This window comes from Polaromonas sp. LjRoot131 (assembly GCF_964252805.1).
Lineage (GTDB): Bacteria > Pseudomonadota > Gammaproteobacteria > Burkholderiales > Burkholderiaceae_C > Polaromonas.
On the sequence record NZ_CAXUPF020000002.1, the window covers coordinates 789886 to 808110 of the forward strand.

Annotated in this window: 20 protein-coding genes and 4 pseudogenes; 11 read left to right on the plus strand and 13 right to left on the minus strand. The window is 58.8% G+C overall.

Annotated elements, in window-relative coordinates; translation table 11 throughout:
- Positions 1-27 precede the first annotated feature (27 nt).
- From gstA to ACSQ27_RS14265, 3 genes are all read left to right on the plus strand, one after another.
- Complete coding sequence (gene gstA / locus ACSQ27_RS14255) at positions 28-639, plus strand: glutathione transferase GstA (RefSeq protein ID WP_436156138.1); 612 nt, start codon at positions 28-30, stop codon at positions 637-639.
- 21 nt (positions 640-660) lie between these two features.
- Positions 661-1752 carry an alkene reductase gene (locus ACSQ27_RS14260; RefSeq protein ID WP_436156139.1) on the plus strand — a complete coding sequence of 364 codons (1092 nt, stop codon included), beginning with the start codon at positions 661-663 and terminating at the stop codon, positions 1750-1752.
- A gap of 111 nt (positions 1753-1863) precedes the next feature.
- Positions 1864-2208, plus strand: coding sequence for a carboxymuconolactone decarboxylase family protein (locus tag ACSQ27_RS14265; RefSeq protein ID WP_436156140.1), 345 nt, complete (start codon positions 1864-1866; stop codon positions 2206-2208).
- 87 nt (positions 2209-2295) lie between these two features.
- On the opposite strand, the gene ACSQ27_RS14270 is transcribed toward ACSQ27_RS14265, so the two are convergent.
- The 4 genes from ACSQ27_RS14270 to ACSQ27_RS14285 form a co-directional block, all read right to left on the minus strand.
- Positions 2296-3204 (minus strand): LysR substrate-binding domain-containing protein, encoded by a 909-nt coding sequence (locus ACSQ27_RS14270; RefSeq protein WP_436156141.1) that lies wholly within the window; start codon positions 3202-3204, stop codon positions 2296-2298.
- 9 nt (positions 3205-3213) lie between these two features.
- Entirely contained in the window at positions 3214-4221 is a 1008-nt protein-coding gene (locus ACSQ27_RS14275) for a LysR family transcriptional regulator (RefSeq protein ID WP_436156142.1), read from the minus strand.
- A 2-nt stretch (positions 4222-4223) separates the two neighbouring features.
- Complete coding sequence (locus tag ACSQ27_RS14280) at positions 4224-4400, minus strand: hypothetical protein (protein ID WP_436156143.1); 177 nt, start codon at positions 4398-4400, stop codon at positions 4224-4226.
- Positions 4401-4556: 156 nt separating this feature from the next.
- Positions 4557-5135 carry a TetR/AcrR family transcriptional regulator gene (locus ACSQ27_RS14285; RefSeq protein WP_436156144.1) on the minus strand — a complete coding sequence of 193 codons (579 nt, stop codon included), beginning with the start codon at positions 5133-5135 and terminating at the stop codon, positions 4557-4559.
- Between the two features lie 236 nt (positions 5136-5371).
- Here ACSQ27_RS14285 and ACSQ27_RS14290 point away from each other — a divergent pair, with 236 nt between their 5' ends.
- From ACSQ27_RS14290 to ACSQ27_RS14300, 3 genes are all read left to right on the plus strand, one after another.
- Positions 5372-5983 (plus strand): glutathione S-transferase family protein, encoded by a 612-nt coding sequence (locus ACSQ27_RS14290; RefSeq protein WP_436156145.1) that lies wholly within the window; start codon positions 5372-5374, stop codon positions 5981-5983.
- A gap of 67 nt (positions 5984-6050) precedes the next feature.
- Positions 6051-8111, plus strand: coding sequence for a 2Fe-2S iron-sulfur cluster-binding protein (locus ACSQ27_RS14295; RefSeq protein WP_436156146.1), 2061 nt, complete (start codon positions 6051-6053; stop codon positions 8109-8111).
- 79 nt (positions 8112-8190) lie between these two features.
- A complete protein-coding gene (locus ACSQ27_RS14300) occupies positions 8191-8424 on the plus strand; it encodes an alpha/beta fold hydrolase (protein WP_436156147.1) in 234 nt (77 codons plus the stop codon).
- A gap of 99 nt (positions 8425-8523) precedes the next feature.
- On the opposite strand, the pseudogene ACSQ27_RS14305 reads toward ACSQ27_RS14300, so the two are convergent.
- From ACSQ27_RS14305 to ACSQ27_RS14325, 5 genes and pseudogenes are all read right to left on the minus strand, one after another.
- Positions 8524-8781, minus strand: a pseudogene (locus ACSQ27_RS14305) (IS21 family transposase); the annotation flags it as partial.
- A 65-nt stretch (positions 8782-8846) separates the two neighbouring features.
- Positions 8847-9125, minus strand: a complete 279-nt coding sequence (locus tag ACSQ27_RS14310) for a hypothetical protein (protein WP_436156148.1) — start codon at positions 9123-9125, stop codon at positions 8847-8849.
- Between the two features lie 260 nt (positions 9126-9385).
- Positions 9386-9691, minus strand: a pseudogene (locus ACSQ27_RS14315) (gamma-glutamyltransferase); the annotation flags it as partial.
- Positions 9684-9896, minus strand: a pseudogene (locus ACSQ27_RS14320) (IS3 family transposase); the annotation flags it as partial. The pseudogenes ACSQ27_RS14320 and ACSQ27_RS14315, both read right to left, overlap by 8 nt.
- A gap of 364 nt (positions 9897-10260) precedes the next feature.
- On the minus strand, positions 10261-11208 hold the full coding sequence (locus ACSQ27_RS14325) for a LysR substrate-binding domain-containing protein (protein WP_436156149.1): 948 nt from the start codon (positions 11206-11208) through the stop codon (positions 10261-10263).
- Between the two features lie 126 nt (positions 11209-11334).
- Between ACSQ27_RS14325 and ACSQ27_RS14330 the strand changes: the two genes are divergently transcribed.
- Both ACSQ27_RS14330 and ACSQ27_RS14335 read left to right on the plus strand, forming a co-directional pair.
- A complete protein-coding gene (locus tag ACSQ27_RS14330) occupies positions 11335-12099 on the plus strand; it encodes an SDR family NAD(P)-dependent oxidoreductase (protein ID WP_436156150.1) in 765 nt (254 codons plus the stop codon).
- Between the two features lie 42 nt (positions 12100-12141).
- Entirely contained in the window at positions 12142-12522 is a 381-nt protein-coding gene (locus ACSQ27_RS14335) for a nuclear transport factor 2 family protein (protein WP_436156151.1), read from the plus strand.
- A gap of 218 nt (positions 12523-12740) precedes the next feature.
- Here ACSQ27_RS14335 and ACSQ27_RS14340 read toward each other — a convergent pair.
- Positions 12741-12914: pseudogene (locus tag ACSQ27_RS14340) on the minus strand (NAD(P)H:quinone oxidoreductase); the annotation flags it as partial.
- Between the two features lie 251 nt (positions 12915-13165).
- On the opposite strand from ACSQ27_RS14340, the gene ACSQ27_RS14345 reads away from it, so the two are divergent.
- Positions 13166-13633, plus strand: coding sequence for a nuclear transport factor 2 family protein (locus ACSQ27_RS14345; RefSeq protein WP_436156152.1), 468 nt, complete (start codon positions 13166-13168; stop codon positions 13631-13633).
- A gap of 128 nt (positions 13634-13761) precedes the next feature.
- Here ACSQ27_RS14345 and ACSQ27_RS14350 read toward each other — a convergent pair whose 3' ends face one another.
- The 3 genes from ACSQ27_RS14350 to ACSQ27_RS14360 form a co-directional block, all read right to left on the minus strand.
- Positions 13762-14025: a hypothetical protein gene (locus tag ACSQ27_RS14350; RefSeq protein WP_436156153.1), complete on the minus strand. Its 264-nt coding sequence runs from the start codon at positions 14023-14025 to the stop codon at positions 13762-13764.
- A gap of 154 nt (positions 14026-14179) precedes the next feature.
- Entirely contained in the window at positions 14180-15229 is a 1050-nt protein-coding gene (locus ACSQ27_RS14355) for an esterase (RefSeq protein WP_436156154.1), read from the minus strand.
- Between the two features lie 131 nt (positions 15230-15360).
- Positions 15361-16263: a LysR substrate-binding domain-containing protein gene (locus ACSQ27_RS14360; RefSeq protein WP_436156155.1), complete on the minus strand. Its 903-nt coding sequence runs from the start codon at positions 16261-16263 to the stop codon at positions 15361-15363.
- A gap of 92 nt (positions 16264-16355) precedes the next feature.
- Between ACSQ27_RS14360 and ACSQ27_RS14365 the strand changes: the two genes are divergently transcribed.
- Complete coding sequence (locus ACSQ27_RS14365; protein WP_436156243.1) at positions 16356-17336, plus strand: Bug family tripartite tricarboxylate transporter substrate binding protein; 981 nt, start codon at positions 16356-16358, stop codon at positions 17334-17336.
- A gap of 40 nt (positions 17337-17376) precedes the next feature.
- Positions 17377-18225, plus strand: coding sequence for an FAS1-like dehydratase domain-containing protein (locus tag ACSQ27_RS14370; protein ID WP_436156156.1), 849 nt, complete (start codon positions 17377-17379; stop codon positions 18223-18225).

Sequence of the window (18225 nt, forward strand, 5' to 3'; positions counted from 1 at the left end):
TTCTATTAACCAATTGGACTGCTTCCTATGAAACTGTATTACTCCCCTGGCTCCTGCGGACTTGCTTCGCAAATCGCACTACGAGAGGCTGGACAGACGTATGACTTGATTAAGGTCGATTTCAAGACTAAGACGACAGCCGAAGGCGACTATCTCAAGATATCACCCAAGGGATTCATCCCCGCGCTGAAACTGGATGATGGCGACCTGCTGACAGAAGGCGCTGTCATCCTTCAGTGGATTGCAGATAAAAATCCCGAAAGTAACCTTCTTCCCGCATTTGGAACCCGAGAGCGTTACACGGTTCTTGAGTGGTTGAATTTTGTTGCGAGCGATTTGCACAAAGGAATGGCCGTCATGTTTTCACCATTTCTTGACGGTGCGACAAAGAAGCGATTCGCAGACGGAAATCTGACGAGCAAGTTTGAATATATAGACGGTCACCTGTCCACAAACGACTACGTATTAGGCGCGAAATTTTCTGTGGCGGACGCGTATCTGTACAACGTCCTATCCTGGCCACCACGCGTGAACATCGATATCTCAGGCTATGCCTCGATTCGGAAATTCATGAACCGCATGGAGCAGCGCACCAGTGTGCGCGAATCTTTGGAAGCTGAAGGGCTTTCAGTAAGTTAAGAATATCTTTCAAGAGTCTTTATGCCAACACTTTTTGACCCCGTCGCACTGGGCGCACTTACCGCGCCCAACCGAACCATCATGGCGCCGCTGACCAGGGCTCGCGCCACACGAGACCACGTGCCGACTCCCATCATGGCCGAATACTATGCGCAGCGCGCTTCGGCCGGTCTGATCATCGGAGAGGCAACCGGTATTTCGCGTCAGGCGGTCGGCTGGCCTTATGCGCCTGGGCTTTGGTCCAACGAGCAGGTGAAAGCCTGGCAGCTCGTTACCCGAGCGGTGCACAACAGCGGAGGGTTGATCATTGCTCAGCTTTGGCACATGGGCCGCATGGCACATTCCGCAGTGACAGGTCGTCAACCCGTATCGTCTAGTGCGACGGCCATGCAAGGAGACGCGCACACTTATTCTGGCAAGAAGCAGTTCGAGATCGCAAGGCCGCTCGCGGCAGAGGAAATTCCGAGCCTCATCGCCGACTACGTCACCGCGGCGAGAAATGCGATTGCCGCCGGTTTCGACGGAGTTCAAATCCATGCGGCGAACGGCCAGCTGATAGATCAGTTCCTCCGCGACAACAGTAACTTTCGAACTGATGAATATGGCGGCGGAATCGCAAACCGCGTGCGCCTGCTTGGACTGGTCGCGAAGGCGGTGGCAGATGCTGTGGGCGCAGATCGCACGGGGGTCCGCTTGTCTCCCAATGGCGAGAGCTACGGCGTGGACGACAGTAATCCCGCTCCCTTGTTTACAGCGGCTGCGGATATTCTGAATGCTATCGGCATCGCATTCTTGGAATTGCGGGAACCTGGTCCCGAGGGGACATTTGGCGCGACTGATGTGCCTCGACTTTCCCCGTTGATCCGCAAGCATTTCCATGGGCCACTGATCCTCAACAGCGACTATGACATCACGCGCGCAAAGGCAGACCTCGATAGCGGGCTCGCTGATGCGATCAGTTTTGGTCGCCCGTTCCTGGCCAACCCCGATTTGGTCCAACGCCTACGCGAAGGTGCGCCGCTGAATAAGGATGAGATGGCGACCTACTACAGCCAGGGAGCAGAGGGATATACCGACTACCCGATGTTGGCTCATAGCAAGACTCTCCTTTGAGCGACTGCCTGCTATCCAGGACCGCCGAGACGAATCCATGAGCGCGCGGCCGGCTTACTTCCCCAGGCGCAGTACGCGCACCTCTATTCATAACACAAGAGAGAAGAAATCATGATGCAAGATTGGAACGGATATCGCACATCTTTGCTGGCACGCGTGGGCGACTTTGCAAAGCAAAGCCCCGATGTAATGCGCGGCTTGGCGACCTTAGACAGCGCAGCCACAAAATCAGGTCACCTCGAACCCAAAGTTCACGAACTGATTTCGTTGGCCGTCGCCATCACCACCCGATGCGATGGATGCATTGCTGTACACACAAAGAATGCAGTCGACGCCGGCGCCTCGCTGGAAGAAATCTCAGAGGCACTGGGAGTGGCTATTGCCATGAACGCTGGGGCGGCACTCACGTACTCGGCCCGCGCAATCGAGACGTATCAGCAACTGCCAAAAAAATAGCCGTTGCAGGGAGAACTGGCTACTGATTAGTCTGCTCGCATATGAAGTGAGCGCCCAGCCTGCGGCGGTCGGATTGCCGCCTCGTTTTTAGCGCATCGTAGCGTGGTTGGAAAACAGTTGGGCGATCCAATCGACAAACACGCGCACTTTCGCTGATAGGTGACGATTCTGTGGATACACCACATGGATAGGCAGTGGTTCGTTAGTCCAATCATCCAGTATGGATTTCAGCCGGCCGTCGTTTAGCATGGGTGCCAGCAAAAAATCTGCCATTTGCACGATGCCCAATCCGGCAAGGCCTGCGGCGGTGTACGCATAGCTATCGCTCAATGCGATGTGGCTGGATAAGGGGACCTGAATCTTCTCACCGTCTCGCTTGAAGTACCAGTCAAACATCTTTCCAGTACGTGCAGAAAAGTAGTTGACGCAGCGATGGTGCACCAGATCGTTAGGATGCATGGGCTGACCATGGCGCTTAAGGTAAGCCGGAGAGGCACAAGTGGTGTAGTGCATCGTACCGATCCGGCGCGCGATCAGACTGGAATCAGTCATCCTGCGACCGCCGCGAATTGCGCAATCCACGCCCTCCTCAACCAGATCCACCTGTCGATCGCTGCAACCCAACTCTAGCCGGATGTCTGGATACCGTTCAAGGAAGTCAGGGAGAGCTGGGATGATCACCTCGGTCGCCAGGCCAGTGGGAGCATCCACACGCAGCCTTCCTGATGGGCTTGCGCGGGCGCGGCCCAGGCAATCCTCGGCATCGAGCACCTCTGAGAGGATGCGCATGCAACGCTCGTAGTAGGCCGCACCTTCGGCGGTGACGCTGACATGGCGGGTAGTTCGATTCAGCAGCTTTACCGACAACGACGTTTCCAACGCCTGTATTAAGGTCGACACCGTCGCTTTGCCAAGCTTCATGTTCTCGGCCGCACGGGTAAATCCACCGGCATCCACCACTTGAACAAACGCCTCCATCGCTTGAAATTTGTCCATATTGAGTCCTCAATGTTCCTCGCCGCGACCGGGATCACTGCGCATAGGAAGTGGCCGTTTAGCGTTCTGACTCGCTCGGTACTCCTGAGGCGGTAGCTTCACGGAAGCGTCCAGCCTACCATCCGCAGGTGGGCTCTTTCTTAAGCATTCGATTGCGACATCGATGAATGCGCGCACTTTGCGGGAAGTCAGAATGCCTTGTCTTTGCAATGCTTGTATGGGAACCGACGGAGGAGCGAATTCGGGTAGTAACTCGATCAAGCTTCCTTGCGCCAAGTGCTTCTCCACCATGTAGGAAAGAAGCCTGGCGACACCCACGCTCTCAATTGCGGCCGAGATGGCTTGCTCGTTGCAGGTGGTGGACAGCCGCGGCTTTACAGGTATCTGCAACGCCGTCAAGTGATCCTGAAACTTCCAGCGGGTGCCGGGCTCGAGGCCCAACGCCGAGATGACGCGGTGGTTCATCAAATCCCTGGGTTGTCTGGGCATTCCGTGACGAGAGACATACTCCGGGGATGCGCACACCACTCGTCGAGCCGAAGACAAGGGCGTGGCGTGGTACGACGAATCCGGCAAGTCTCCGATGCGGATTGCGATATCCACACCTTCATTCAACAGGTTCACCTGACGGTCTACATATCGGCACTCGATCTCTGCCTCTGGATATCGCCTCAGATACTCAAGAACAACAGTGTTGACTTTGATCTTGCCGTACATGGTGGATGCGGAAATGACCAGCTTGCCCTTTACAGAGAGGTGCGCTCCAGACGCGGCCTTCTCGACCTCTTCGAGTTCTCCTAGCACGCGTTGGCAGTCCTGCGCATACCGCTCGCCGGCCTCGGTGACCTTGACCATGCGCGTCGACCGCGTGAGCAGGCGCACATTCAGCATTTTCTCCAAGTCGCCCACCGCCCGCGTGACTACCGAGGGCGAAAGACTCAGCCTGCGGGCTGCTGCCGCAAAGCCGCCTTCCTGCACCACCGCCACAAGTACCGCCATCGAATCGAGCTTGTCCATCGCTATTTGGCGTGAGCGGAGATCGAGAAGTCGGATCCCTGCTGCTGTGGGCAGTCGCTTTCGTCAAAGTGGTTCGCGAGGTAGTTCAAGGCGAAATTCCCAAAAACCTTGGCTACATGCTCATCGGACCAACTTGCCTTACCAAGCACCAGCCCATCAGAATATGTGTTCATGGCCACGTGCATCTTCTTTGTCCTTTCCAGAACTCAATTGTACCGATCGTTCGGTTTGATTGAATTTTCAGTCAGGCTCCGGAATGCTGTCAAGGAGCGCGTATCTGACCGCAAGGCCATCGGCGGCTCTTCAACTAGCTCGTTTCAATTCGCCCCGGAGCGTCAGGGCTGGTGGTGGGAGCCTAGAACGATAGTTGGCAACCTCGTCAGCATGCGCGAAAAAACCGAAGAATCGCCGATGCCGCGCGCCAACACCAGCGAGCCTTGTATTTCGATCAGAGTCCGCTCGGCCCGGCGCCGCGCCTCGGCCGCAGGACACCCACTTGCCCTTGCAACCGCCGCTATAGCTTTGAGGAATTGGTTGAATATGGCAGCGATTTCCTGCCCACACTCATCTGGCTGGCCCCGTGGAGGCGCAAGCATGTTCAGCAGGCAGGAGTCGGCACCGCTGGCATAGATGGTGTTCAAAGAGGCAACAAAGGACTTCATCCTGAGCTCTGGCGAAGCATCGCCTAGCAGAACGGGAAATACCTCAGCATCTAAAAACCTGCGGGTGCTGTACAGCACCTCCAACGCAATCTGGTTCTTGCCCGCTGGAAAGCGGTGGTACAGGCTGGACTTGGTGATGCCCGCTGCTTCAGACAGCATTGCAAGCGATGTACCTTCAAATCCGAAGTCCTTAAATGCCGTCCCCAGATGCTCCATGAGCGCTTCGTCTTCAATCTTTCGAGCCTTTGGCATGGCTTGTCTGTGGTTAGGTTGTTAAGTTGTTAAGTGAAGCCAAGTGGCTGGATAACCTAATTCTGCATGAATGCCACGCTGTCCAAGACAGGAAGTAACGCCATCATTGCTCCGTGCGTCTTTGTTGTTGATTCTGGAATAGTGACTTGCCATCGACGCTAATTCCCAGAACATGCGCAAACCTTGATCATTCAGGTCCTCGCACCAATCGCGGTGCACAACCTCAAAGGACTTTTGTGAAGCTCTACCATCACCCGCTCTCCGGTCATTCGCATCGCGTACATCTGTTTCTCAGCCTCGTGGGCGTTCAGCACGAGTTGGTCGAAGTCGATCTCGTCAACGGCTCACACAAAAAGCCCGAGTTTCTGGCGCTCAATCGCTTTGGCCAGGTCCCCGTTTTGGCCGACGGGGGAACGATTATTTCTGATTCCAATGCCATCCTTGTCTATGTGGCCAAGAAGCTCAAGCTGACCGATTGGCTACCCGAGTCGCCGGCGGGCGCCGCCGAAGTCCAGAAGTGGCTCAGTGTTGCTGCAGGCCAGATCGCGTATGGCCCCGCAGCAGCCCGCCTGAACACGGTGTTCAATGCCTCCTTCCGCGCAGACGAGGTAATCGCCCGTGCGCACGATATTCTGGCGGTGATCGAAGGCGTGCTAGCGGAGCGTACGTTCATTACAGGTTCTACGCCGACCATTGCTGACGTAGCGCTCTACAGCTACGTCGCTCGCGCTCCAGAAGGCAACGTGGATTTACAGGGTTACACCAAGGTTCGCGCATGGCTCAAGCGTATAGAAGCCTTGTCTGGCTTTGTCGAATTCCGTAAGACTCCCGTGGGAATTGCCGACTGAGCGCTGGAAGAAGCTATCCAGTGACAAGCCCAAAGACTTTCTCAACCGTCTCCTCAAGGGTTGAACCATGAGCCCTATATCCAACAACGCAGGTGCCTCGCCATGGCATCCTGGTGAGCTCGCGCTCCAGGAAAGCGCGGGTGTAGTCAAACAGATGGACGGACCTGGTCGTCTTTGGGTCAGAAAGTTTCTGCTCGACCAGCACCGCACGTTCTATCCGCTTCTGCATTTTGTGGTGCTGGGGTGCGTCGATGCGAATGGAGATGCCTGGGCGACACTTCTGGCGGGTGAGCCAGGCTTTGCCAGTTCCCCAGACCCCAAAAACCTGAACATTGCGACACTTAGGGATCCAAGCGACCCTGCCGATAGCGCGATGGAGGACGGCGATGCCGTTGGTCTGCTGGGCATCGACCTGATGACTCGCAGGCGAAATCGCCTCAACGGGGATATCCGCCGCGCGAATGATCACGGTTTCGATATCGAAGTCGTCCAGAGCTATGGAAACTGTCCGCGCTACATTCAGAACCGGTCCTTCATGTTCACGCGCGCCCCATACAAACGGTCCCCATTTCCCGCGGAGGAATCGTCGGGCCTCGACGATCAGGCAAGGGAGATGATCGCGAGCGCCGACACCTTTTATGTAGCCTCCTATCTCGACCTGCCAGATGGTACGCGCGAGGTCGATGCCTCTCACCGTGGAGGCAAGCCTGGGTTCGTCCGCATAGAAAGTGACGGGAAGCTCACGATTCCCGATTTTTCCGGGAATCTGTTCTTCAATACGCTGGGCAACTTCCTGCAGAACCCCAAGGCCGGACTGGTGTTCGTCGATCCGCAGACTGGAAACATGCTGCAGATGACCGGTGAAGCGGAGGTCATACTGGATTCGCCCGAAATCGCCGCATTTGAGGGAGCCGAGCGGTTGTGGACCTTCACACCGCGCCGGATCATCCATCGGCCTCAAGGTCTGCCGCTGCGTTGGCAGATGGAGCCAGACGGGTGGTCGCAGAACCTACAGATGACGGGCACCTGGGAAGATGCGCGGCAGCGCCTGGCTGTGATGAAACTCGCGCAGAAGTGGCGTCCCTTTAGGGTCACAAACGTGGTGCAAGAAAGCGCGCCGGTGCGCTCTCTGTACTTGGAGCCTGACGATGGCCTGGCGTTGGCACCGTGGAACGCGGGGCAGCATCTGCCCGTGCGCATTCAGCGCGCTGACGGCTCTGTGCTGACGCGGTCCTATACCCTGACCACCGCTCCTGCAGACGGGCTATACCGTATCAGCGTGAAGCGCGATGGCGAAGCATCTGCTTTGCTACACGAACTGCGTGTCGGTGATCGCATCGAAACACGTGCGCCAGCGGGCAGTTTTACCATCGATGCGGCGCTGCGCAGACCCGTGGTGTTGCTTGGTGCTGGCATTGGAATCACGCCTATGCTGGCAATGCTCCTCCACCTCGCACACGAGGGGCGTCGGACACGCCATCTCAGGCCCATCTGGCTGTTTCAGGCGGCGCGCACTTACGCGGACCAAGCCTTTGGGCGCGAAATCAAATCACTGGTGGACAGCAGCGGCGGGAAGATCCACTGGATCCGCTCGCTCAGCAAGCCGGGCACTGCGGTCATCGGGCAAGATTACGAAGTGGAGGGTCGCATCACTATGGATTTGTTGAAGGCGGTGCTTCCCTTCGATGACTACGATTTCTACCTGTGCGGACCCTCGCAATTCATGCAGGATACCTACGACGGACTGCGTGACCTGAGCGTGAGGGACGAGCGTATTCACGCGGAGTCTTTCGGCCCATCCTCGCTACGTCGCATGTCTAATGCCGGCGGGTCGGTGCCTGAGCTGCTTCCCGCAACCGAGTCTGTCAAGATCATTTTTACGAAGTCCGCGAAGGAAGGTCGGTGGAGTCCAGGTGATAAGTCGTTGCTGGAAGTCGCCGAGGCACGAGGCCTGTCTCCGCCTTTCGGCTGCCGGGGAGGCAGCTGCGGCGAATGCAAGTGCCGCGTAACCGAAGGTGCAGTCACGTACTTGGTGCCCCCGCTATTTCCCATTGGCGACGGCGAAGCGCTAGTCTGCTGTGCCGTTCCCTCCACAGAATCAAAGGGCGTTTTGCACCTGGATATTTAGGTCGGTCAGCTGGGCACGCGAGACCATCGGAGCGCCTTGCAATTGCGAAGGTAAGGAAGAGGTCAACACATTGGGCACTATGTTTTTTGTCTACAAGGGTCATCAGATTCATTACTCCGACCACGGTGAGGGTTACGCTCTACTCTTTATTCATGGTCTCGGAGGAAGTGCGCTTAACTGGACGTACCAAAGACAGTATTTCACCCGGAACAACCGTGTGATCTGCATTGATCTTCCAGGACACGGGAAGTCCGATGGGAAATCCATCCCATTCGTCGAGTTCGCAAAGGTGTTGAATTGCACTGAAGTCTGACCCGAGTTTTCCATCGAATCTTGACCCACACTCTTTGTGAGCAGAAGCTGCTCACGATGTGGATAAGTTCTTGGTTTTCTCCTTTTTGGGCTGAGTTGTGTGGATCTGCCTCAAAGTGCGCCGCTGTTTCCGCGATTTTGTTGCCTCGATTACCAGCCAGGTGGCCAGCTTCTCGGCGTAGGGATCGAGCTTGCTTGAGCTGACCCGTCTTGGGTACTTGGGCTCGCTCTCTTCCGATCGCAGGTGCTTCTTCACTGTGTTGCGAGCCAGGCCTGTACGCCTTGAGATCTCGCGGATGGACATCTGATCCCTCAATGCCCAACGTCTGATGACATTCAATGTCGCCACGTCTATCACTCCTGAATTCCCCTGCTTTTAAAACAAGCAGGGTAGTGCCTACGTGGGTCAGATTTGGATGGAAATTACTGCGCTAACTGGATCAGATTTCGACGGAATTCAACAGGTAAAGCGCGTTTTTTTGCTTCTACGCCTGAATACGGGCTTTGCAGCACGGAGGCTCCGATCCCAAGTCCCCATTGGGAAGAGACATTCGTAGCGCTTTGAGCAGAGTCCGTGCTCGATTGAATGGCGCCCGTCTGGGCCATGGCACTGAAGCTAAGGGTGGCGAGAGCTGCGGCTGCGGCCGCATGCCTATTGCGCAATAAGCCCCGAAATGTTGGAGAGGCAATGAGGTTGAGCATGGTAGTTTTGCGTTGGTGAGGACATACGCATGGTCTGCCATGTTGTCTTACCAACTACTTACCGACAAAGATGAATGCGTTCGGGATCGAGAGACGCGTTTCGAACCGAGCTTCGAAGAGCGACAGCGAATCGTTGAGATTTTGAGCAGTGAAGCCGCCGGTAGCTCGGGCATCTCTGTTGTCATCAGCGGCCCCGCTGCCCAAATACGCTCTTCATATGAATACATGAACTACCTCCAAGTAGTCCAAGTTATTTTCCGCCGGGCGCGCGAGGCCAAGTAGCCGTCGTCGAGCATCTGCTCGGGCGTCACCTCCATGCCGCCGTCGGCCACGTAGCGGTAGACATCGGCGAAGGCGAGTTTCATCGCCTCGATTTGCAGATGTTGCGACTCCACTGAATCGACCGGCAGGCTGGCCACGTCGAACTTGTCGAGGATGCCCAGCGCGATCAGTGCAGCGATACCCTGGCCGTTGGGCGGGATCTCGTGCAGGGTGTAGCCGCGGTAGTTCTTCGCCAGAGGCTTGACCCATTCGGGCTGGTGCGCGGCCAAGTCGGCGGTGGTCAACAGCTGCCTCCTTCTGCGCCTGCGAGTACTTGGGTTCCCGGCCCGCATAGCCCACCGGCAAATCGAGCTGTTTCTCATACTCCCGGTACCAGCCCTTCAAGGCATTCTTGGTTGGGTAACCCCGCTGGCGGATGGTTGGCCTGACGCGTTTGCCGAGCTTGATGTAGAGCTCGACCGCTTCAATCCTGTCTTCGTATGAATACATGAACTACCTCCTGGTAGTCCAAGTTTTTGTCCGCATCCCCAGTGGGTCAGATTTCGACGGAATTCAACGCTAAGCTCGTGATGCGGCGATTTCCACGTGGCCAAGAGGTCACTGTGTTTTAGGTTTTCTCTACCGCGGCCTGATCGGCGACTTTATGCTGTAGTACCACGAAAGTCTGCCGGTCTCACTAATGCGCCAGCCGGCTCGGGTGGCCAACTGTTCTTTTATAAGCACGTCGTGTGAGACGCTACGGTCCTCCAACCGGGCCTAGGGCTAGGCGGTAAGTCGCGACTGCGGAGGCCCTGCCGTTTGCTGCGTGATGCGCGTGGTGGATGCCAACGAAAAACCTACGAAGTAGTGAATGTCAACGATCATCGAACGGTGCGAACACTTCTGCGACCCAATCGACGAACACTCGAATTTTGGCGCTAAGGTGACGATTGCTCGCGTAAAGCACATGAAATGGTTGTCGCGGTCGCGTCCAGTCTTGTAGAACTTTGCACAAGCGCCCACTTTCGAGATGGGGCGTCACCATGAACTTGAATGCCTGTCCGATACCAACGCCTGCAAGTAGCGCACTCAGATGCGCGGTGCTCTCGTTGACTGCGACCTCCACCTGGCCGTTTATCTGCATATGCTCGCTGCCCTTGTGGAATTCGAGCGGGAACGCACGTCCCGTCAGCGACGAAAAGTAGCCGGCGATAGCGTGGCCTGGAATGCGACCCTCGGCCGCCTTCGCCGTGGGCGTTGCGGTAGGCATAAGTTCGGATGGATGCTTCGGAATGCCACGCGCCTTCAGGTATACCGAGCTCGCGCAGGTGACCCAGTCCATGTCGGCGATGCGTCGCGCCACGAGTGTTGTGTCGGGCAGTGTGCCGCCCCGGATTGCGCAGTCGACGCCTTCACCGATGAGATCAATCGGCCGGTCGCTGACCCCGAGGTCGATATGTAGTTCCGGGTAGCGCGCGCGAAATGCCGGCAACGCCGGGATGAGGATCATGCTGGCTAGTACCGATCCGATGTCGACGCGGATTCGCCCGTGCGCCCGAACGCGTGCGCGTGACGCGCTTTCGTCCATCTCGTCGAGTTCATCGATCAGGCGTGTCGCCCGTTCGTAGTACGCCGCACCGTCCGGCGTCACGTTGACGCGGCGGGTCGTGCGGTGCAGTAGCTTCGTCCCTAGATGCGCCTCCAGGTCTTGCACAAGCTTGGTCACAGTGGGGCGCGGGAGGTTCATCGAGTCGGCAGCGCGAGAGAAAGCGCCCGATTCGGCGATCCGCACGAAGACACGCAAGGCAAGAAGTTGGTCCATGGCAATGTGCTGAGTTTGTTACTCCGATTATTCACCAGCATGAAATAAGAAATCAATATTTAGATATTTATTCATCGTTATGAATTTTCTAAACTTCGCTCACCCTATCAACAAAAGGAGTACGACATGGGAAACAAACTATCCGGCAAGGTCGCAGTCATCACTGGCGGGACTACCGGCATCGGTCTGGCTGCAGCCAAGGCCTTCGCGTCGCAAGGCGCTAACGTGATCATCACCGGCCGTCGTCAGGCTGAACTGGACGCGGCCGTAGCCGCGATCGGGCAGAACGCGAAGGGGGTGCAAGCTGATTCGACCCGGCTTGGCGACCTGGATCGTCTTTACGAACTAGTACAGAAGCAGCATGGCCGTATTGACGTGCTTTACGCCAACGCGGGCGGCGGAGAGATGATTCCGCTAGGCGCTATCACCGAGGCGCATTTCGACCAGACTTTTGATCGGAATGTGAAGGCAGTGGTGTTCACGGTGCAGAAAGCGTTGCCGCTGCTGGAGAAGGCCACGAACGGTGCATCCGTCATCCTTGCCGGCTCGACCACCAGCGTGAAAGGTACGGCGAACTTCAGCATTTATAGCGCGACCAAAGCGGCGGTGCGCAACCTCGCGCGCAGTTGGGTGCTGGATTTAAAAGGGCGGGCAATTCGCATCAATACGCTGTCACCCGGACCTATCCACACGCCTGGACTGGTGGAACTCGCTGGCCCCGACGTAGCCCAACAGCAGGGCCTGCTCGACTACTTGACTGCGCAGATCCCTCTCGGTCGCATCGGCCAGCCCGACGACGTCGCCAATGCTGCAGTCTTCCTCGCGTCCGACGACGCCGCGTTCATCACCGGGGTAGAGCTGTTTGCCGATGGCGGCATTGCTCAAGTATGAACACATTTCAACAACACATTTAACCCAAAAAAAGGAAAAATCATGACCTCTGCACTGCAACTGCTCCAGTCCTATCAGGACAACGTCCGCACGCCCGCAGCTGCCGCCGCACTCTTCGCTGAAGATGGCGTGCTTGAACTGCCTACCGTACATGCCCACGCCCGCGGCCCCGCAGCCGTGGAAGCGTTGCTCTCCGGCTTGCTGGCGAAAGTGCCCGACTTCCGCTTCAAAGATTTCAAGGTCTGGATTGACACTCCTGACAGGGTCTTCGGCGAATATTCCGTTGAAGCGCTGGTGGTTGGCACTGGCAAGATGTATCAGCAAACCTATGCTGGCGTACTGATTGCGGAAGGTGGCAAGATCAAGCTGCTTCGCGAGGCGCTTGACACCGCCGCCGCCGCCCGGGCGTTCAGCAAAGATTGATGCGGGTCCGCTGCAGCGTCTCGGAACGGCCTGAGTCTCAGAAAGACGTCAGGCCGGTTTGTCCCCAGCTTTTCGCGGCCGAAACGAGTATGTCCTCCTTTCGGCCGCGAACTTCATTCTCTCGCACGCTGTGACCACGATCTAGCAGCCTATGCAATAGACTGCAATCTAGTCTTGGGCGGCCCCATTCACACCATTGCTGCTAATGTCGACTGGCGTCAATCGAAAAGCTTGTTCGCTGTTCGCGCGATCAGTTCACCCTGATGGAGTGCTCCCTCAAGTTCAATTGCACTTGGCTTTCGCTGTCCCTGTCCACCTGCGATGGTGGCCGCGCCATACGGTGCACCGCCGACGATTTCATCCAAAGTCATCTGTCCCCGGTGGCTATAAGGCGGCCGGTCCTCGGTCAAAAGAGTGGCCTTGATGCTGGCAATCCTTGGAACCCGTCCTACAGCCCAACAGCAGCGTTGAGCCATACGATCCTCTTTGTTTCCAAGGAGACCGTATGGATAACTATTACATCAAAACGCACGATGGATATTAGGATCTGACCAGGCCGTCATTTCAGCGGATCACCTTCGGCGGCCACTGAGTTCCAACGTCAGGCGCCGCAAGATACGGCGCATTCACCCGGAGGTTCCAAATGTCTCTCACTCTGTCTGCATCCGACTTGGCCACACGCCTGGCAGTCGAGGACGTCGTCGTTCAGATGTTCGTTGCCACCGACGAACGAGACTGGCCAGCGCTGGAGAGTTGCTTTACCAGCCCCTTTACGCTCGACATGACCTCCATGGTCGGTGGAGCGCCGGCCGAAATGACGCCAAACCAGGTGGCTCAGGCATGGGCTGCCGGATTCGAGCCGCTCGACCACGTTCACCATCAGATTGGCAACCTTCGAACCGAGGTCAGTGGCAATCAAGCGCTTGTCAGATGCCACGGCGTGGCCTTCCACCACCGGGGCAAAGCCATCGGCCTGAAGAGCCGCATCTTTGTGGGTACATACGAGTTGCAGTTGCAGCCGTTCCCGGACAGGTGGCGCATCTCCCGGCTTGTCTTCAAGCTCAAGTTCATCGAGGGCAACCTGGAACTTGAGAAGTCGGGGCCGCAGTGAGAATGACGCTCACCCCCTCCATCGAGCGGACGCCGCTCATGTAAACCGTCCAGGTTATTGTCCGCACCCCCCTCGGGTCAGACTTCAGCGGAATTCAACAGCGAGAACGATGCGGACGCACCGGAAGGCTAAGAGGCGTTGGGATTGTGACTGCAACACGCCCACGTTACCGACGCGGCAATATAAAACGGCTTCGTGCCGCTGGCGCAGGAAATGGGTGGATTGCCGTCGGGGGTCGCGGTGCAGAACGGTGGGACCTTTTCCGTCGCGGGTTTGACGGCTCCGTTCTTGCCTTCCGTTTTAGGGGCGGCGATAGCCTGCGTAGTTGTTAACAGCGCGGCCAATGTGAGGGTAAGGGCGGTGAGCACGCGATGCAGGGTTTTGTGCGACATATTTTCTCCAAGGGTGAAGGGAAAACGGCAGTTTTGCCGATCATATCGGGGTTCCATAGTAGATGCGATAGCCAGCTACACATTGCCAGGCGTACTGAGCCCCATCTGGATCTCTGGCGCTTTATGATATGAGAAAGCTCTCCAAGGATGGGTCCTATTTGTAGAGCCCGCGGCTGGCCAGCCAGTTCTGGATCAGGTCCGCGACCTGGTCGCTGTTCCTGTCCATCATGACCATGTGCGAGTTTCCCTTGATGCCGGCCTGAGGCAGGTCCACCATGTCGACGCTGCCACCGGCCGCCCTCAGGGCGTCGTAGAACTTGATGCCGTTGCCGCGAATCGTGGGCCAGCGCGAGTCCTGCGCTATGTAGTCGCCATAGATGGCGAGCACCGGCACGTTTTTCATCTTCGGCGCGTCCTCTATCGGCCCCACTGCCGCGGGTTCCACCATCACGAGGGCCTTGACCTTGTCGGGCCGCGCCTCGGCAATGCGCGCACCGAACAGGCCGGCCTGCGAATGCACCAGCACGACACAGGGGCACACCTTGTCGACCAGCGCGGTGTAGGCCGCAATCGTCGGCGCGTCGGTCGAGGTCCAGCGCGGCACGTTCTGCTTGGTGAAGTTGTCGTAGGCCTCAATCGGGAACTGGTTGCCGGGCAGGGGCTTCATCTTCGCCACGTCCTTGTTGTACGAGCCCGCGCCCTGGCCGATGCGGAAACGCTCGAAGGGATTTTCCTTGGTCAGGAACAGCGGCTCGGTCTGGAAGATTTCAGGCGACATCGCGAAGCCCGAACGCCCCCGCTCGACGGCGTCGGAATTGTAGGTTGCCCAGCCCTTCTTCACAAAGTAGTTGAGCCAGCCTTCACGACCGTCCGGCGTGGTTTCGTAGGTTACGCCGGTCAGGCCGCCGCCGTGCCATAGCAGGATGGGCAGTGCGCCGCGCGGGCTTTTGGGAATGAAGTACTGCACGTACATCTGCTCGACCTGGTAGAGGCCGTTGGGGTCGAACTTCGCCGGCACGCCGTTGGCGGTCAGTGCGATTTCCTTGACCGGCTTGCCGGTGACCAGGACCTCGCGGCCGCCCACGTGGAATGAACCCATTTCCGCCAGCTGGATCGGCGCCTGCGTGCAAGCCGCGAGCCCGCCCAGCAGCAAGGCCGTCGCCGCGACGCACGCCGAACGGCGTGCCCATTGTCTGAATGCCATGTTTGTCTCCATCTCGTTTTGAACTGATTTGCCGGTGGCTCATCATCTCAACGAACGGAACGGCGGAGAAGTGCAACTTTGGCCGGCATTGGTGTTTGGCTTGCACCAGTGCCGGCCTTTGGCGCCCCCTCTTAGCGACGCTCTTTCAAGGCCATGTGCAGGTAGTCGTAGAACATCTTCGCCGGCGCGCGCAGCGTCGTGCCACGCAAGGTGGTGAGGCCCAGGACACGCGACACCGCCGGCGCGACCAGCGCAACGCCGACCATCGACGGATGCCGTTTCGGCAAGGCCAGGCGCGGGACGGCCGCAAGCCCGAGCCCCGCTTCAACCATGCCGAGCAGTGTCGCGATGTGGCTTACCTCGAGGCGGTACGAGGGGTTGATGCCGGCCTTGGCCAGCGCGTCGTCCAGCAGCTGCCGGTTGCCGCTGGTGCGCGATACCGCGATCAGGCGCTCGGTTTCCAGGTTCTTCCACGACAGGGTCTTGCGCCCGGCGAGCGCATGGCGGCGCGGCATGGCCACCACGAAAGGGTCGGTGTGGATAGGCTCGAAGTCCACGCCGGGCACCTGGTTGCCCATGAAGCTGATGCCGAAGTCCGACTCGCCCGACACCACGCTGGCCATCACCGCGCCTGCGGCTTCGTCGATCACACGGACGCGGATCAGCGGGTAGCGTTCCGAGAAAGAGCTCACCACCGAGGGCAGGAAATGGATGGCCGCGGAAGGCACGCAGGCCACCGTGACCCGGCCGGTGCGGCTGGCGGCGATGTCGGTGATGCCGAGCGTGGCGGACTCGAGGTCGTCCATCGCGGCGCGCGCGCGATCCAGAAAAACCTGCCCGAGAGACGTCAATTCGACCTCTCGCGTGGTGCGCTTGAAAAGCCGGGCGCCCAGGATGGTCTCGAGCTTGTCGATGCGCCGGCTTAAGGCAGGTGCCGACAGGTGGATGTGGTCGGCTGCCGCGCGAAAGCTCCCGCGCTCGGCCACCGCCACGAAGGCTTCGAGTTGCTGCAAATCGAAATTGATGCGTGCCATGCACCAATATTAGCAAAAGTTGCACTTCACGGAACTCATCCGCACGCTGATGATGCGGCTGTGACCAAAAACGACGGAGACAAATCATGCGGATGCACCATCCCCTCAGCACTTCCCTCGCCCTGGCGCTCGGCGCCGGCCTGTCCATGTCCGTGCCCGGCCAGGCGCTTGCCCAGGCCTGGCCGGCCAAACCTGTCACCATTGTTGTGCCGACCTCCGCGGGCGGCGCCAACGACGCCATGGCGCGCATCATTGCCCAAGGCCTGGGCGCCAGGCTCGGCCAGCCCGTCATCGTCGAGAACAAGGCCGGCGCCAACGGCGCCATCGCCAGCGACTTCGTTGCGCGCGCGGCGCCCGACGGCTACACCATCATGTTCGGCTACATCGCCACGCACGGCATCAACCCGGCGCTGCAAAAACTGAAATACGACCCCGTCGCGGATTTCGAGCCCATCGGCATGGTGGCCGCGTCGCCCACGGTGATGGTGGCCAACAAAGCCGTGCCCGTGAAAAACGCCAAAGAACTGGTCGACTACCTGAAGGCCAAGCCCGGCACCTACAGCTACGCCACGGCCGGCAACGGCACCGCGCCGCACATCGCGGGCGAATTGTTCAAGCTGTCGGCCGGCGTGGACGTGACCAGCGTTCCGTACAAGGGCTCGGCACCCGCCGTGCTCGACACCATCGCCGGCAGCACGCAGTACATGTTCCCCAGCCTGTTCACCGCCTACCCGCAGATCAAGGGCGGCAAGCTCAAGGCGCTCGGCATCGCCGGCGACAAGCGCTCTCCCGTGCTGCCCGACGTTCCGACGCTGGCCGAGCAGGGCATTCCCAACGTCAGCATGTCGCAGTGGTACGCGATGTTCGCGCCCGCGAAGACGCCGAAGGCCGTGGTCACCCGGCTCAATGCCGAGATGAACGCCGTGTTGGCCGACAAGGGTGTGCAAAAACGCATCGAAGACCAAGGCGCCGAAGTGGAAACCGGCACGCCCGAGCAGCTCAAAACCCTGGTGCAAAAAGAAGTGGCCCGCTGGAAGGCCGTTGTATCGGCCGCCAGGATCAAGGCCGAATGATTTCAACTCATCAAGTTATTTTTTCCCGACGGACATCACCATGAATCTGCAGGACTGGACAGGCCGCAGCGAGACGCTGGAAGACATCGCCACCGCCACGCCGTACGCGGCGCTGTCGGCCACGCTCGACCGCCCCGACACCACGCGCCCCGCGCCCGGCACGCCGCTGCCCTATCTTTGGCACTGGCTGTATTTCCTGCCTATCCATGCGCAATCGGAGATCGGCCCGGATGGCCACGCGCGGCGCGGCGGTTTTCTGCCGCCTGTTTCGCTGCCGCGCCGGATGTGGGCCGGCAGCGACTTTGAATTCCACGAGCCGCTGTGTGTCGGCGACGCGCTCGCGCGCACCTCGACCATCGTTGACGTGAAGGAAAAAAGCGGCCGCACCGGTCGCCTGGTTTTCGTGAAGGTGCGCCATGAACTTCGCCGGAACGGCACTGCCGGCGTGGCCTTGACCGAGCACCACAACATCGTCTACCGCGCGGCGCCGACGCCCGGCGACGTGGCCCCGCCGCCGCTGGCCGCGCCCGCCGAATTCGCCTGGGTGCGCCGCATCGTCGCCGACGACGTGCTGCTGTTCCGCTACTCGGCCCTCACCTTCAACGGGCACCGCATTCACTACGACCGCAAGTACGTCACCGAGGTCGAGGGCTACCCGGGCCTCATCGTGCACGGCCCGCTGATCGCCACGCTGCTCATGGACTTGTTGCGCCGGCACATGCCCGAGGCCGCGGTGCGTAAATTTGAATTCAAGGCGGTCCGGCCCACGTTCGACGTCAACCCGTTTTCGATCCACGGGCAGCCTTCAGCCGACGGCAAGAGCGTGCGCCTGTGGGGACGTGACCACGAAGGCTGGCTCACGATGGATGCCACCGCCACGCTGGGCTGA